Genomic DNA, 14,450 nt, shown 5'->3' with positions numbered 1-14,450 from the left:
CGCTGGTATTTATAATTATGAACTTTTTTTGAAGACAAACTAGCGCTCGTCTGAGACTTTCGCAAGAGGTCTATTAAATCAAAGCAAGTTCAAGAATATCTAGGCAGAAAAACAGAAAGCCACAGAAAATATGCTAGACATAGCACTTTTTATATTGGACTCTGGGGTGAATCATGGGTCGATTCGATGTTTAATAATTGGCAGGTTGTTGTTGAATTAATGTCTTTGTCTCCACATAAACTACCTAATTATCAACAAGGCATAAGAGCTATGAGGCTTATTCTATCAGCGTTATAGGCGACTTGTCGCCCCGACAGCATTCAGGTACTTGGCACGAATAAGCTCAGCGAAAGTGAGAATTTCGCTAGCTTGGTTTTGGGGAAGAGTTTTGACGATCGCGTAAATCTGTTCAATGATAGTCATAATCTGGTGAGAAATAAACAGTCGTTAAATTTTATTTTAGCAATAGCGATCGGCTTTTTCGTGTCAGTTTTCATCTGGGGTTCAAAAAAGTGCGATCGCCCTTATTCCATCTGCATTGATCCCCGTTCATCCGCCTTCATCTGCGGTTGCTAAAAAGAGCGATCGCCCTTAATCCACAAAGTGCGATCGCCCCTTTCAATTCCTAACCAGAAATCACCTCACTCAAAAGATGAGCCTGAGAACCCTCAAGTCGAGGCCCATGAATCTGCACCACCCTAGAAGCCAAAAAATTGCCCCAGCGAGCCGCTTGTGTAGAACTCAAACCGTTAGTAATTCCAAACAAAACACCGCCAGCAAAAGCATCTCCAGCACCCACAGTATCGATCGCCTTTACCGGAAATCCAGCGACATCAACAATCTGTTTGTTCTCCACCACCATGCAGCCTTTATCCCCATTAGTGATAAAAGCCAAATCCGAAATCTCGCTCATTTTCCGAGCGCACTCTTCCAGAGATTCCTCCTTGAAAAAGCTCCGAACTTCATCAGCATTGCAAAAAATTACATCACAATATTGCGAAACCACCTTGTGAAAATCATCAGCAAAGCGATCGACTAAAAAGCCATCCGAAAAAGTAAAAGCCACCTTTACACCCAGACGCTTAGACTGTTCCATCGTCTCAATGCTAGCCTTTCTCGGATCGGGAGCATCCCAAAGATAGCCCTCAACATAACTGTACTTGCAGTGAGCCAGTCGATCGACATCAATATCAGTCGTCGCCAGAGTAGTAGAAACCCCCAGATTAGTACACATCGTGCGTTCCGCATCCGGCGTAGTCAGCACCACACAAGTACCAGTGGGTTCCTTAGACTCAGCAGCAGGATGCACATTAAAATCAATCCCCGCCGCCAGCAAATCTTGCCGATAAAATTCGCCGTTAGTATCCTTAGCAACCTTCCCCGAATAATACGCTTTACCGCCGCTCTGAGCCAAACCAATCATCGTATTTGCCGCCGAACCCCCCGATCGCATTTGCAGCGAATTGTGTTCTAAATCGTGCAAAATCCCCCCCTGCGTTTCCGAATTCATCAGCGTCATCCCGCCGCGATTCAGCCCGTGGCCGAGTACAAATTCATCTTCCACCAATGCTAGGATGTCTACAAGGGCATTGCCTACGCCAAACACATCCACGGAACGGGAATCTTGATTATTTTCTGTCATCGCTGCTTTTTTTTACACTAACTATCAACTCTATAATAAATCGGATTAAAGTCAACATCCCCACTCCCAATCTAAAGTCCCCAACTTAAAATCTAAAATTCACCATCCAAAATCCCCAATCTAAAATCTAAAATCTAAAATCGCTATGACTTGTCTCCCACCGCTGATTCAGCAAATGTTGCAGCCCGGGTTTTACCCGCACGGGGTGACAGAACCAGTGCAGCTAATTCAGACTCACGCTTCCTTTGTCCTGCTGACAGGAGATTATACTTACAAAATCAAGAAACCAGTCAATTTTGGCTTTTTGGACTATTCAACTTTGGAGAAACGGCAGCATTTCTGCAAAGAAGAATTGCTGCTGAACCGACGCACGGCACCGGAAATTTATCTAGAAGTTTTGCCAATTGTTCAAATTGGGGATTTATTTCAATTGGGCAGCAACTTACCTGCTATAAATTCTGGCGAGATTGCTGTAGAATACGTGCTGAAAATGCGAGAATTTCCTCAAGATTCGCTGTTGCTCAGCTTGTTGGAACGCGGACTTTTGACCGAGCAAATTATGGCAGACTTAGGCCGGGAAGTTGCCAAGTTTCACAGCACGGCAAATAGTAATAGCTACATTCGCACATTTGGCGAAGTCAGTCAGATTCGTACAGCAATAGACAACAATTACCTGATCTCGCAAAAATATATTGGCGGGCCGCAGACTCAGGCACATTTTCAGGAAACTAAAGATTATACTGATGCGTTTTTTGAGGAAAATCAAGAGTTATTTAATATTCGGGTTGCCAAGAATAAAATTCGCGAGTGCCACGGAGATTTGCACTTGCGGAATATAGCCTTCTGGCAAGATAAAATATTGCTATTCGACTGCATTGAATTTAACGAGCCTTTTCGCTTTGTTGATGTGATGTACGATGTCGCTTTTACAGTAATGGACTTGGAATCGCGGGGGCGCAGAGACTTAGGCAATGCTTTTCTCAATACTTACATCGAACAAACAGGGGACTGGGAAGGACTGCAACTGTTGCCTCTGTATTTGAGCCGTCAAGCTTATGTTAGAGCAAAAGTAACTTCGTTAATGTTGGACGATTCTGCTATTTCAACAGCCCAAAAAGCAGAGATTTCACAAACGGCTGCTCATTACTATAAACTGGCTTGGCAATACACAAAACCGCACCGGGGAAAGTTAACTTTGATGTCTGGTTTGTCTGGTTCTGGCAAGAGTACAGCAGCTCGATATTTGGCTCGACGCACAGGGGCAATTCACATTCGATCCGATGCGGTTCGCAAACATTTAGGCGGAATTCCTTTAAATGAACGCGGGGGGCAAGATTTGTACTCGGCTGAAATGACCGCGCAGACCTATGGTAGATTGTTAGAGTTGGGGATAATTTTGGCTGAGCGAGGTTGGAATGTGATTTTAGATGCCAAGTTCGATCGCCAAAACTTGAGAACCGATGCAATTAATCAGGCTCAATCCCACGGCTTGCCCATTCAAATCATTTACTGCACCGCACCAATTGAAGTATTGCGAGAACGCCTGCAACAGCGCAGGGGCGATATTGCAGACGCGACAGCCGAACTATTGAGTTCGCAGCAAGCAGCTTTTGAACCTTTTACAGAATTAGAGCAAATTTCTGTAAAAATTGTCAATACCGCCCCAGACTTAGAGGTACAATTAAACGAGATTTGTGGGGAGTAGTTGTAGCTCGATCGCCCTTGGCAATTTGATTGTCTGCTAATATTGTAAATATCTTTCTGTGTTATTACAAACACAACTTGCAGCTTATGCCAAAATTTACCGGAGACTCCAAGGGGTTTAGCCCCGCGCTGATATGGTTTGTGTTGTTTACCGTTGGGTTTCGCTTAGTAGGATGTAAGCTGCCCCTGAGTCTCGGTCTTGGTGTCCTCGGCGGCGTGGCAGCAGGTTTAATTGTCGCTTGGTGGCACAACGAATTACTACTCAACCCGAATATGAATTCCCAGGACAAAACCTCGGATGCTATCCTCAATAAAGAAGTAGTGCAAAGGGACGGCCATAAATATAGCAGAACCTCTAGGGCTGATGCTGCTACATTGTTTGGCTGGTTATCTGGGCCAGAGGATCGTCGCTAGCATTAGTCATTAGTCATTAGTCATTAGTCATTCGTTAACATTCACTAATGCCCTTCGTTCCAATACCCAATACTTCGGCTACGCGAGCGTACAATTTCCCAATGCCAATTTCCAATTGAATGTTTGTATTTCTATCGAAACTCTTGCCGCTGTTTATTTATCCTTTGGGATTGAGTTGCCTGTTAATGATGGCGGCTTTAATCACACTTTGGAAGCGTCCCAAATGGGCGGCGGCGCCAATTGCTGGGGCTCTAATTATTTTACTGCTCGGAAGTAGCGGTTGGGTTTCAAAATCGTTAGTTCGATCGCTCGAATGGCAAAACTTACCAACCGCCGAACTCCCCCAAGCTGAAGCGATTATCGTCTTGGGCGGCGGTGTCAAAGCAGCTTTACCTCCCCGTCCTTGGGTAGAATTAGCGGAAGCGGGCGATCGAATAATCTACGGTTCCCGACTTTATCGGCAAGGCAAAGCTCCTTTGCTAATTCTCAGCGGCGGTAGAGTAGATTGGAAAGGTGGCGGGCCTCCCGAATCAGCAGACATGGCAGAAATTGCCCAAACAATGGGCGTACCAGCATCAGCAATTCTGCAAGACCCCGATTCACACAACACCTATCAAAATGCCGTCAACGTGCGGAAAATTTTAGATGCTAAAGCTATAAAAGGGCCGGTTTTGCTAGTGACATCGGCGATGCACATGACTCGATCGCTCTTAATTTTCCAGCGTCAAGGAATAAAAGCAATTGCGGTACCAACAGACTTTCAGATCACAAAGCAGGATATCGCAGCATCCCAAAGCAATTGGCAAGCAGTCGCCTTGGATTTATTGCCGGATACCTATCAGTTAAACCAGTCAACTAAAGCTTTGAAAGAATACATCGGCTTAATCGTTTATCGGCTGCGGGGATGGCTTTAACAGAATTTTAGATTTTAAATTTTGGATTTTAGATTGAAGAATTTAAACTCATATCAAATCCGGTTGCATCCCAATTATAGGGGCGGGGCGGGTTTATATAATTTGTCTATACTTATCAAATATCTGGGCGAACCGGCCCCTACAAAACTTCATCAGATAAGATTCTAAATCAAAGGGATACGATCTAAAACCTAAAATCTAAAATCTAAAATCTAAAACCTAAAATCTAAAATCTAAAATCTAAAATCTAAAATCTAAAATCGATTGAGTGTGCTAGCTTAAAGTCAATACAGCCAATATTAGCCACCGTCGCCCCCAAACAATCATGCTGCCCCACGAGTTGCAAAACATTGCCCCAGAACCGACTCCCGCGGCCGAAATTTTTCAGAGACACCAAATTGTCCGCGAGTTTTACGACGAAATTAAGTACCGTCAAGAACTAGAACTTCACTGCCAGTGGTATTACGCTACAGCCAAGCAGCATCAGCAGGAATTGCAGAAAATGCAGGGAGATTGGAATATTTTAGGTTGGTTCAGCCGCAGAGGGTCGAAAAATTAAGGATTAAATAAATTACGAATATTAACTTAATCCCACTTTAAACAACCGAGACCCAAGATCCCGACTTCTTTAAGAAGTCGGGGATCAAACAGCTAGACTTCAGAAGAGATCAATTCAACCTCATCTTCTTTGAAATGAGCTTTAAATTTTTTGTCAAACTGAACTAGAATCGGCCAATTGGCACTTACAGGTCTGCCGTGCCATTCCTGAACGATCGCCACGACTTCTCCTTCCATACCCTTAATATCAAATGGTTGACTGCGATTTTCAGGATGGTGGTAGACAACAACAGAGTTTTTAATGCAAACGCGATCGCCAACTTTCATAAATTTAAACTTAGTGTTCTTTCTTCCAAACTCTACAAAGCGCGCAAGTGCAGAACACCTGTACGCTTTGGGGACAGTCTTTTTATCTTCCCACATAAGTAGAGCGAAAACTTAAACAAAATTGGCGGTTCTCTGTCGGTGCTTCGAGCGCCCGCCACGATCGGCATGGAGGCATCCAGGCCGATCTATTCTCGGTTGAAACCGTAGGCCCGATCGGCATTTCAAGCTCGATCGGGCGGATTCTCAAGGGCGGGAATAGATGCAGGCTAATCAGAAAACTATTTACTTAACTGATTTAACCAACACTCAACATCAACAGCCAAGGTTTGACCCAACTCCAGCAACTGCCGGATCGAAGACAACTCCCAGCCGCCGCCTGAACGTGCAATCTCCAAGGCAACAGCAGCCACCGCATTTTCGTCCGCCGAGGCATCTTGCCGTTGCAGCCAGCCCAAGCACAGAGGCACAATTTGGCTGTACAGAGAATCGAAATACAGTTCCTGCGATTTGTCCAAACACAAGCCTAAACTCAGCCGATCGCCCACAGCAATCAAACGCTCGATCGTGCGGATATCAGCTTCCAACTTGACAGGCGAGCGCTCATCCACACCCGATCCTGCTTGCAGCAGCCTGTCTAGCGATCGCCAAACCATCTTTTCCAAAATTTCCTTGACTTCGGGAACGTTCAACCGACAGCGGAGATGGCCGCTTTCAGTGGCGATCGCCTCAATTTCTGCCAGCAGCGGTTCCACATCCTCCGTTTCCACTTCCAGCGCCTTGGCCGCCGTCAAACAGCGGTGTCCCAAAGCAACCTCAGCAGCCACCTGCAACTCTACCGGCACCGGCAACTCGTCGCGGTGGAACGCCATCATCACCCCGTAATTTTCGCGGTAAACCTGAGTGTAAAGCTGATCCAACCGAGTCAAATTTTCCTGACTCAGCAACTGCACGATCCGGTGGCGTTCCTCAGCGAATAAATCCCGCAAGCTAAACGACTGATCCCCAAACAGGCGCACCATTTCCAGAATCGCGTGGGCCGCCGAAGCTTCTTGCATAACCCCAAACAACCGCTCTTTGAGCATAGTGTAAGACCGGCGGCTGCCAAAAGGCTGAATGCAGCAGTGGAAGTCCCAGCCGCCGAGGTGCAACGCAGCAAACACAAAAACCTCTGTTTCCCGCGTAATTTCCGAGGTTAACTGCAATTGACCCACAGCCAGAGTCATCGAGCCCATGCGCTGAATTTGGAAGTCTTCCTGCTGGGCCTGATAGCAGTAAAGTCGCTCTTCGCGGGAGTATTTGGCAAACAGAGAACTGATTGCGTAGTGGGCGGCCACTTGTTTGAGACTAATTTGGGCTGTCACCACCAGTTGGCGGTAAACTTCTGCCCCTGTTTTAAAACATTCAACGTTGCTGGGTACGAGGGCTAGTTGAGCGACAAAATCCTTTTCTAGCTGCACGCCGGTAACTTCGCCCGCCAATTCCAGCGCCCGGGCCGCGTAGCGCAGAATTTGCACGCCTTCTGGCCGCGAAATTTCTTCAAAAAACCAGCCGCAGCTAGTGAACATTAACAGCGTGTGGCGCTGCATTTCCAGCAGTCGCAGGGCGTCCACCTGTTCTCCGGCATCGAGGGGGCGCACTTGATGGCGTTGAAGGAAACTGTCAACGTTAGCGGGCGATCGATCCCGGATGACCTCAATATATTCATCTCTGGCTTTCCAGGGATCGCACAACAGTTTGCGCCCCGCTTCTTCGTAAATCGGAATCAGTCGATCGCGCAGCCAATTCAGAGTATCCCGCAGAGGGCGGCGCCATTTGAGGTGCCATCCGCCGCCACCACCGCAGCCGCAATCATCTTGCCAGCGATCGACCCCGTGAGAACAACTCCAGGCCGTCACCGGTTTGAGTTCCACTTCCCAAGCGCTCGGATTTTGACTTAAATAATGAGCAAAATTCGTCACCGTCCAGCCTCGACGGGGAAACTCTTCTGTGAAGGCGTAGGCGAGGCATTTTTCCGTACTGTGTTTGTGGTGGCCGAAAGTTTCGCCGTCCGTCGCCACGCAGATTAATTGAGCCGGTCGGTGGTCTCCGCGTACTGCTTGACCCAAGCGCCCGACCAAGTGGTGGCTGCTGCTGAGAACGTCATTGAAGCCCATATCCCGCGAGATCGGGCCGTCGTAGAAAAAGATATCAATGTAGGGAGTGTTGGCAGGTGGGGCTTCGGAATTTTGGGAGTGCTGGCGGCCAAAATAGTGAGTGCTCAGCGGCGAGAGTTGGTGGTCAGCCATCAACCGCATTTCCGGCTTCAAATAGCAGCGGTACGGGCGAGTCGGATCGATTTGACCGCCGCCGACTTCGTGCCATTCGGAATTTTCCGCTGGTTCTCCTTCGTGGTTTTGCCCGATTAGCGGGCGGCAGCGTTCGGCTTGGGAGGGAGCTAAGACAATGAAGCGGATGCCTTCAGCGACTAAAACTTCGAGGGTGGCGTAGTCTACGGCGGTTTCGGCGAGCCACATTCCTTCGGGATCGCGATCGAACCGGGAGCGAAAATCTGCGATCCCCCACCGAATTTGGGTGTATTTGTCTCGCTCGTTAGCGAGAGGCATGATGATGTGATTGTAGACTTGGGCGATCGCGTTGCCGTGACCGTTGAGCCGCTGACAGCTTTTGCGATCGGCTTCCAGAATCCGCTGGTAGACTTCCGTGTCGTAGCGTTCGAGCCAGCTCATCAGGGTCGGCCCGATGTTGAAGCTCATATACTCGTAGTTGTTGACGATCCCCGTGACTTCGCCGCGATCGTTGAGTATGCGGGCAAAGGCGTTCGGGCGGTAGCACTCGATGTCAATGCGTTCGTTCCAGTCGTGGGCGGGAGAGGCGCTGGCTTGGCGTTCGATCGCGTCCAGATAAGGGTTTTCCCGGGGTGGCTGGTAAAAGTGACCGTGAACCGTCACGCACACCCCAGTTGCAGCAGCCACGCTGGTTTGGGTTGCAGCCGTTACGGTTGGCGAAGACAAAGGCAGCACATCGGATTGAGTAGTAGAAATCGAAACCATGCGGGCAAATCCTCACTCAAGTAGTTAAAGACAATAAAACCAGCCTAATTAGAAACTGAAACCTTACGCAGCAAGAGTTACAGCTAGGCATCTGTTAGGACTAAATTTGGCTGACAAGTTTTGATACATTTGTAGTATTGCGAGCAAAGCATTCGTTCCAAGATGCCAACCGTCGATCCCTGGGTTTTTCTGCCAATGCTTTGCTGTTGAAAGAATTAAAAAAGGTAGCTTTTGCTGCTTTTTGGCACTTGCGACCCCTTTCGGGTTTGTGCTTGCAGGGCTGCTCATTGAGATTTTGATTTACATTGCTGGATTGTAAAGTCTTATTCATTAAATAGCAACTTTTCGCCGGAAAGATTTAATTTTTGGCAATAAATCTTGGCGGTTGGGGATATCGGTTTAATGCCCGATCGATTTATAGAATAAGAGTTTTGCCCGAGTTTCGCATCATACTTTAGGTGCTTTTTACCTAAGTTCTGGAGAAGTTAGGCTAGTTGGGTTAGGGCGGGGCAGATTGGCTGCAAATGTACTTTCCAGAAGAGTTGTAACACTGGTGCGGAGTCAAAAGGCCACAAAAAAGCAAAACGGTAAGTGTTAGGTTTTAACTCCTGAGAGGTATGTGGGGGCGGAGGCATGGGAGGAGGAGGAGGAGGGTTTGGACGAGAAGATGCTGCATTTGACGGCGAAGTTGGAAAAAAACTAGGTTTCTGGCGATCGCCTAGTGCAAGCACCTCTTGCAGAAATTCATTGGGGCATAATCTCCGCATTCTGAATGCTGTGAAAGCTCCTGTTGAGCGCGAGTGCTACCTTCGCTATACTATCAAGCAAGGATGGAGTCGAAATGTGTTAGTTCATGCTATCTGATGAATCAGGAGAAAGCCCGCAGGTTTGCAGTTATTCGTGAGGTGAAATCACCAAGTATTTTTAAAAATAAAATCGAGTTAAACCAATAGAAAAAATGCCACGAGTAATGATATGAGTTCCAATCAAAACAATAACGTTGTCCATAACACTTGGTTCTTAACCAACATTGACTATGAAGGAGAAGGACGGGCTGAGTTTGAAAATCCTAAAGGATATATCGAAGGATTGGTTAAAGTTTCCTTTGATGAATTCGGCAACTCCAGTATCGAAATGAACGTAGCCAACTGCTATACAGAACAGCCCCTCCGCGTTGGTTTTATAGAATTTTTTAATGCAGATACCCCCATAGAGGAAGAGGGTCGTTTCTCTTTTACAAATCGTTTAGGAAGCAACCCGTGTAAAAGTTTAACTGTCAATACTCCCGATGGGATTTATTCCGCACAGGGAAGTATAGTCTACCAGCCTAGCATTGCTTTGGGCGGGGATAACACGAGAGTTGAATTTTATTTGGTTCCTTCATATTTTGACAATATAAATGCTGAAATTCCTAAATATTGGGTATTTCCAATATTTAACTTAATCTCAGATTTTACTCAGCTAAATTCACAGCTTGATTGCCATCCCCTGCGTATTCTTCCCAGGCTTGACGATGCAGAGAATACTACATGGACACCATTATTCAGGAAGCTTTTTTTCAATATTCATCGTTTAATTGTCTTTGATTTCAAAGGAACTAAGGGATTTATTCAAAAATTGCTTGATTTTAAGGAACGTAAAAAAAAGCTGTACTCGGGTCAGGTGCAACGTACAATCACAGCGGTAATGGTTGGGGAAGTTGGCTCTGAATCCATTGACATAGATAAATTGACGAACTGGCTACCATTCGGTCTTCTCCCTTTACTGAGTCTTGCTACTGGTTCGGAGGTAGGAATTCCTTGGATTGAATTTAGAGATGCTAATGGTGGGCTTGTCCGACGCATCCATAAGAGATTCGGTCAGCCAAAATTTTCAAGAGGACACACTACTATTTCGGAACAATATAATCAGGGAACTGGCTATTTACTCACCGGCGCTCAGTCTTCAACGCCTTATGGAAAAGAACCTCTAGGTTCTGTAATATTTGACCTAGTTCAAAGCAGTTCACATAGCCTTACTATTGAAGACAAGCTAAATAAAATTTGTCGAGCCTTTGATTATTTATGTCAGCACTATAAGCTAGACACACAAAATTTACTTCTTGGCTTAGATGATGATTATAAGGAGTTCGTCAAAAAAACTCTTAAGTCTGCGGCACAAGATATTCGTTCTGTGGGACAAGCTGCAAGTGATTCAGGGCAAAGCAAGTTACTTAACAAAATTGCTGATAAAACGATTAACTCTAGCAACATAGACAGGGATTTCGGTCTAGCTGTAACTGACTTACTAAAGCATTTGGGTTTACATGATGCTGACATTATTGATGCCTACTATCAAAGTAACCCACGAGCTGATGGAAGGACTCATTGGAGCAGTGTTATGTCTAGATATCGTGGAATTGCAGTGCATACGGGTGACTTTAGCTTCCAAGAAAAAACATACGATATACATGATGTTGTAAGAATTACTTATCATTTATACGATATTCTGGTACGCATTGTTTTTAAGATGCTTGGGTATGATGGTACATACCAACCAATAATCAGAAATCAAACCTCACAGCCTGTCGATTGGGTAAAGGCTGATCTTCAAGCCAGCGAATTAGGGTATTAACCCAAGAATATATGGTTTAGATTTAATCGCCAAAACATTGAAGTGGACATCAACCAACAAAAAGAACAATTCAGCAACATCTACCTGCAAGCTGTCACCACCGTTGCCGGCTATTCCCTCTACAAACCCTTCGTAGACGATGACAGCGTAGACTGGGGAGTAGCTGCGAAAGGCGGGACTGGCCGCATCAGAGCACCTCGCTTAGAATTGCAGTTAAAATCTACATCAAGAGATATCCAAGACGATAACTCCATCCGCTACCCCCTCAAGCTCAAAAACTACGACGACTTAAGAATGGATAACTTCGCCATTCCCCGAATTTTAGTTGTCGTTTTAATCCCCGAAACACCCGAAGAATGGTTAACCCAGTCCGAAACAGAACTCTGCATCAGAGGCTGCGGATATTGGATATCGCTGCGGGGAAAGCCAAAAACACAAAACACAAACGCTGTCACCGTCGCCATCCCCAGAACCAACCAATTTACAGTCGCCGCCCTTCAGTCAATTATGGAGGGAATTAGCCAAGGAGTTCAACCATGAAAATCACCGTAAAAGATAGCCAAACTCTCGAAACAATTGAGCTAAATAAACTGAGAAATTACTTACAAACTCACGGCTGGCATGAAGACCAACCTTTCTTAGATAATGCCACACTTTGGCACAAACCAACAGCCGATGCAGAAAAATTTGAAATATTGCTACCTAACCGGGAAAAGCTGGGAGATTATGCAGCCCGCATCCGCGAGGCAATCCAAACCCTAGAAAACGCAGAAAATCGCCCTCAAATTGAAATTTTAAGCGAACTAATTACCCGCATTCCCAACATGACTATTCAGGGAATTGTTATGCAAATTCACACCCCAAATACCCAAAAATTAAGTGGGGAAATTACTCTCCTCGGCCTGGTAGCTGACAAATTGCGGAAAATTCAAACCTCCCTCGCAGACAAAGATTACATCCTGGCGATTAAAGCTTATCAAGAACGCTTACCGATTCTCTGTAGCGGTGACTTAATCAAAGACAACAACGCCTTCATCCTCAAAAACCCCCACAACTTAACTCTCGATGAATTGTGCTAAAACTAACAGATTTTGTCGAAACCTATATTAAACACCTTCCAAACAGATATCAAGTTCCCTAGCAAAGGCTTCTGGCGCATCCAGCATCAGCCAGTGTCCAGTATCGGGGATCGTAGTTGTCGTCAGTGTGGGACGGAGGATGTGGAGGCTGAAGGGGAAAGTGTTTGAGGGAGCAATAATGGCGTGGGCCCGTGTTCCAGGGGCTGCTAGGTAGCGATCGAGAGCATCAACAGCTTCAAAGGGAAACATCCCGCGATACATTCCACGCAGACAATCCCGTGGAGTCGCCGCCAAGCAAGCGAGAATCCGATCGCGCGTCTGGGTCCTGCTTCCTGTCAGCGCCTCGTTGAAGCTGGTTTCCACAGCAGCCCGCCAATCCTCCGTCTCCAGAGCTCTCTGGTAGGGGACGATCCGTGCCTCGTGCACCTCTGCAGGCACCTTGGTAAAATCTCCAGGTGGGTCTGCCAGGATCAACTGCGCGATGCGGTGCGGTGCGCTGGCTGCTGTGGCGAGGGCAATACAAGCACCAAAACTGTGCCCGACGATCGCCACTCGATCGAGTCCTAGCCCATCCAGTACCGCCAAAACATCCGCTGCACAGGAGGCGGGCGCATAGTTGCCGTCTTCCGGCGGTGCAGAATCGCCGTGTCCCCGCATATCAAGGGCGATCGCGCGTCGGGTACGGGCGACATGGGCAAGCTGCGCCTCCCAGATGCTCGCGGAAACCGTCATACCGTGCACAAACACCACCGGCAGCGCCTCGGATTCCGCAGCGGTGACAGGGGGGCTGGCTTCGATGATGTGAATAGTGCCGATCGGTCCTTTGATATTTGTCGATCGCATACAATTTTCTCCTAACTTTGAATTTCCTCTTTTCACACAACCAATTTTACATCTGTTACTCCTTGGCGCAATTCATACTGTCCTTTCACCCAAAATTGTTTAATATTTTCACCCAAAAAGGGAGCAGTTTGCATCATCAATAAACGCAATAATCCATTTTTTCGCAGTTGTTCGCCTTTCCACGCTTCTTGTGCTTGCAGTTGTTGGGCGCGAATAATTTCTGGTTCGCGTTCTGCCTGAATCCCCGATAATGCTAAGTCAATATCCTCGTAATTAGCCCCTGCTTTCAATAAAGGTACAAGGTGATTGGCCGCAACAATGACATCGCGGAACGCCATGTTAATTCCTTGAGCGCGAACCGGAGACATGGGATGTGCAGCATCCCCCAAAAGTATGATTCCTGGTCGATGCCAGCACGGACAGCGACCAACCACAACAGATAATCGCATCGGAGATTCGATCGTATCGGCACAGTTGCGGAAATGTTCTGCCATCCACGCAGGCGATAGCGATGCGAAAGTTTCTGCCCAGTCTGTGTGTTTCCAATCGGTTTTGTCATCGGCAGATAAAACCCAAGCCAGATGAAGTTTTCCTGATTCTGCCCCATGAAAAACACTAAATCCGCTACCGCCATTCAGGATGGAATAAAATACATTATCCGCCACAAACCGAGGATGAGCGGCAAGTTTAAACCACAGAACATCTACACTATTCTGCTGTTTTACTAACTCTAATTCTGCACGCTGTCGTACAACCGAGTTTCTACCATCTGTACCAATCACAAGTGCAGCAGGAATCTCTCGCCCATCTCCTAGCTTTACACCCGCAATGCGATCGTTGCTGTACAGTAAATCTTTTACGGGAACACCTGGGATAAATTCAAACTCTGGATGCAATTGAGCTTCTGCAATTAGTGCTTCAAGGAATGGCGGTTGAGAAACTAGCGTACAAGGTCGATTTGACCCCATTGGCTCATCAACTCGAAATAGTTGCCGATCGCCCACAATGAACTCCCAGGCATCAATTTGTCGGTGTGGAACACCTTCTAGCATTGTGGATAAGCCCATTTGGGCGATCGCATCCAATCCGCTGGGCATTAACCCTTCACCGCGAAACACTCGGTAGGAATCTTTTGCCGCCTCAACCAAAGTTATGGCAATACCTCGTTTCACCAGCAGTAAGGCAAGTGCCGCACCAGTTGGCCCCGATCCCACAATTACAACTTGCCTCATTGCCATTCCCCATTGCTTTTTAATGTATTCCCCAGCTTAATTTACATCCTCAGAGATAAAGCACTGCCGCAGCT

General features: G+C 46.8%; 15 protein-coding genes. 8 read left to right on the top strand and 7 right to left on the bottom strand.

The window, feature by feature from the left end:
• Window positions 1-291 precede the first annotated feature (291 nt).
• Window positions 292-423: a hypothetical protein gene (locus tag QUA03_RS19635; RefSeq protein WP_333214169.1), complete on the bottom strand. Its 132-nt coding sequence runs from the start codon at window positions 421-423 to the stop codon at window positions 292-294.
• Window positions 424-625: 202 nt separating this feature from the next.
• Window positions 626-1,642 carry an adenosine kinase gene (locus QUA03_RS19630; protein WP_333214167.1) on the bottom strand — a complete coding sequence of 339 codons (1,017 nt, stop codon included), beginning with the start codon at window positions 1,640-1,642 and terminating at the stop codon, window positions 626-628.
• Between the two features lie 145 nt (window positions 1,643-1,787).
• On the opposite strand from QUA03_RS19630, the gene QUA03_RS19625 reads away from it, so the two are divergent.
• The 4 genes from QUA03_RS19625 to QUA03_RS19610 all read left to right on the top strand — a co-directional run bounded on the left by QUA03_RS19625 (window position 1,788) and on the right by QUA03_RS19610 (window position 5,233).
• Window positions 1,788-3,347 (top strand): AAA family ATPase, encoded by a 1,560-nt coding sequence (locus QUA03_RS19625; RefSeq protein WP_333214165.1) that lies wholly within the window; start codon window positions 1,788-1,790, stop codon window positions 3,345-3,347.
• Between the two features lie 86 nt (window positions 3,348-3,433).
• Window positions 3,434-3,760: a hypothetical protein gene (locus QUA03_RS19620; RefSeq protein ID WP_333214163.1), complete on the top strand. Its 327-nt coding sequence runs from the start codon at window positions 3,434-3,436 to the stop codon at window positions 3,758-3,760.
• Window positions 3,761-3,879: 119 nt separating this feature from the next.
• On the top strand, window positions 3,880-4,674 hold the full coding sequence (locus tag QUA03_RS19615) for a YdcF family protein (protein WP_333214161.1): 795 nt from the start codon (window positions 3,880-3,882) through the stop codon (window positions 4,672-4,674).
• A gap of 325 nt (window positions 4,675-4,999) precedes the next feature.
• Window positions 5,000-5,233: a hypothetical protein gene (locus QUA03_RS19610; RefSeq protein ID WP_333214159.1), complete on the top strand. Its 234-nt coding sequence runs from the start codon at window positions 5,000-5,002 to the stop codon at window positions 5,231-5,233.
• 92 nt (window positions 5,234-5,325) lie between these two features.
• Here QUA03_RS19610 and QUA03_RS19605 read toward each other — a convergent pair whose 3' ends face one another.
• The 3 genes from QUA03_RS19605 to QUA03_RS19595 all read right to left on the bottom strand — a co-directional run bounded on the left by QUA03_RS19605 (window position 5,326) and on the right by QUA03_RS19595 (window position 8,940).
• Complete coding sequence (locus QUA03_RS19605) at window positions 5,326-5,559, bottom strand: ferredoxin-thioredoxin reductase variable chain (protein WP_333214157.1); 234 nt, start codon at window positions 5,557-5,559, stop codon at window positions 5,326-5,328.
• A gap of 278 nt (window positions 5,560-5,837) precedes the next feature.
• A complete protein-coding gene (locus QUA03_RS19600; protein ID WP_333214155.1) occupies window positions 5,838-8,609 on the bottom strand; it encodes a DUF3536 domain-containing protein in 2,772 nt (923 codons plus the stop codon).
• A 100-nt stretch (window positions 8,610-8,709) separates the two neighbouring features.
• On the bottom strand, window positions 8,710-8,940 hold the full coding sequence (locus tag QUA03_RS19595) for a hypothetical protein (RefSeq protein ID WP_333214153.1): 231 nt from the start codon (window positions 8,938-8,940) through the stop codon (window positions 8,710-8,712).
• A 302-nt stretch (window positions 8,941-9,242) separates the two neighbouring features.
• Here QUA03_RS19595 and QUA03_RS19590 point away from each other — a divergent pair, with 302 nt between their 5' ends.
• The 4 genes from QUA03_RS19590 to QUA03_RS19575 all read left to right on the top strand — a co-directional run bounded on the left by QUA03_RS19590 (window position 9,243) and on the right by QUA03_RS19575 (window position 12,301).
• Window positions 9,243-9,473, top strand: coding sequence for a hypothetical protein (locus QUA03_RS19590; RefSeq protein ID WP_333214151.1), 231 nt, complete (start codon window positions 9,243-9,245; stop codon window positions 9,471-9,473).
• A gap of 111 nt (window positions 9,474-9,584) precedes the next feature.
• On the top strand, window positions 9,585-11,222 hold the full coding sequence (locus QUA03_RS19585) for a hypothetical protein (RefSeq protein ID WP_333159963.1): 1,638 nt from the start codon (window positions 9,585-9,587) through the stop codon (window positions 11,220-11,222).
• A 42-nt stretch (window positions 11,223-11,264) separates the two neighbouring features.
• The gene (locus tag QUA03_RS19580) at window positions 11,265-11,762 is read left to right on the top strand and encodes a DUF4365 domain-containing protein (RefSeq protein ID WP_333214148.1); all 498 of its coding nucleotides are present in this window, start codon (window positions 11,265-11,267) and stop codon (window positions 11,760-11,762) included.
• Window positions 11,759-12,301 carry a hypothetical protein gene (locus tag QUA03_RS19575; protein WP_333214146.1) on the top strand — a complete coding sequence of 181 codons (543 nt, stop codon included), beginning with the start codon at window positions 11,759-11,761 and terminating at the stop codon, window positions 12,299-12,301. Before QUA03_RS19580 ends, QUA03_RS19575 begins: the two co-directional genes overlap by 4 nt.
• Window positions 12,302-12,328: 27 nt before the next feature.
• Here QUA03_RS19575 and QUA03_RS19570 read toward each other — a convergent pair whose 3' ends face one another.
• Together QUA03_RS19570 and QUA03_RS19565 are read right to left on the bottom strand one after the other, a co-directional pair.
• Window positions 12,329-13,144, bottom strand: a complete 816-nt coding sequence (locus tag QUA03_RS19570; protein WP_333214145.1) for an alpha/beta hydrolase — start codon at window positions 13,142-13,144, stop codon at window positions 12,329-12,331.
• Between the two features lie 32 nt (window positions 13,145-13,176).
• Complete coding sequence (locus QUA03_RS19565; RefSeq protein WP_333214143.1) at window positions 13,177-14,382, bottom strand: FAD-dependent monooxygenase; 1,206 nt, start codon at window positions 14,380-14,382, stop codon at window positions 13,177-13,179.
• Between the last annotated feature and the right edge of the window lie 68 nt (window positions 14,383-14,450).

Origin of the sequence: Microcoleus sp. S36b_A4 (genome assembly GCF_036700645.1) — a bacterium.
Taxonomy (GTDB): domain Bacteria; phylum Cyanobacteriota; class Cyanobacteriia; order Cyanobacteriales; family Microcoleaceae; genus Microcoleus.
Note: the sequence above shows the minus strand (reverse complement) of the source record. Positions and strands in the feature narration are given on the sequence as shown.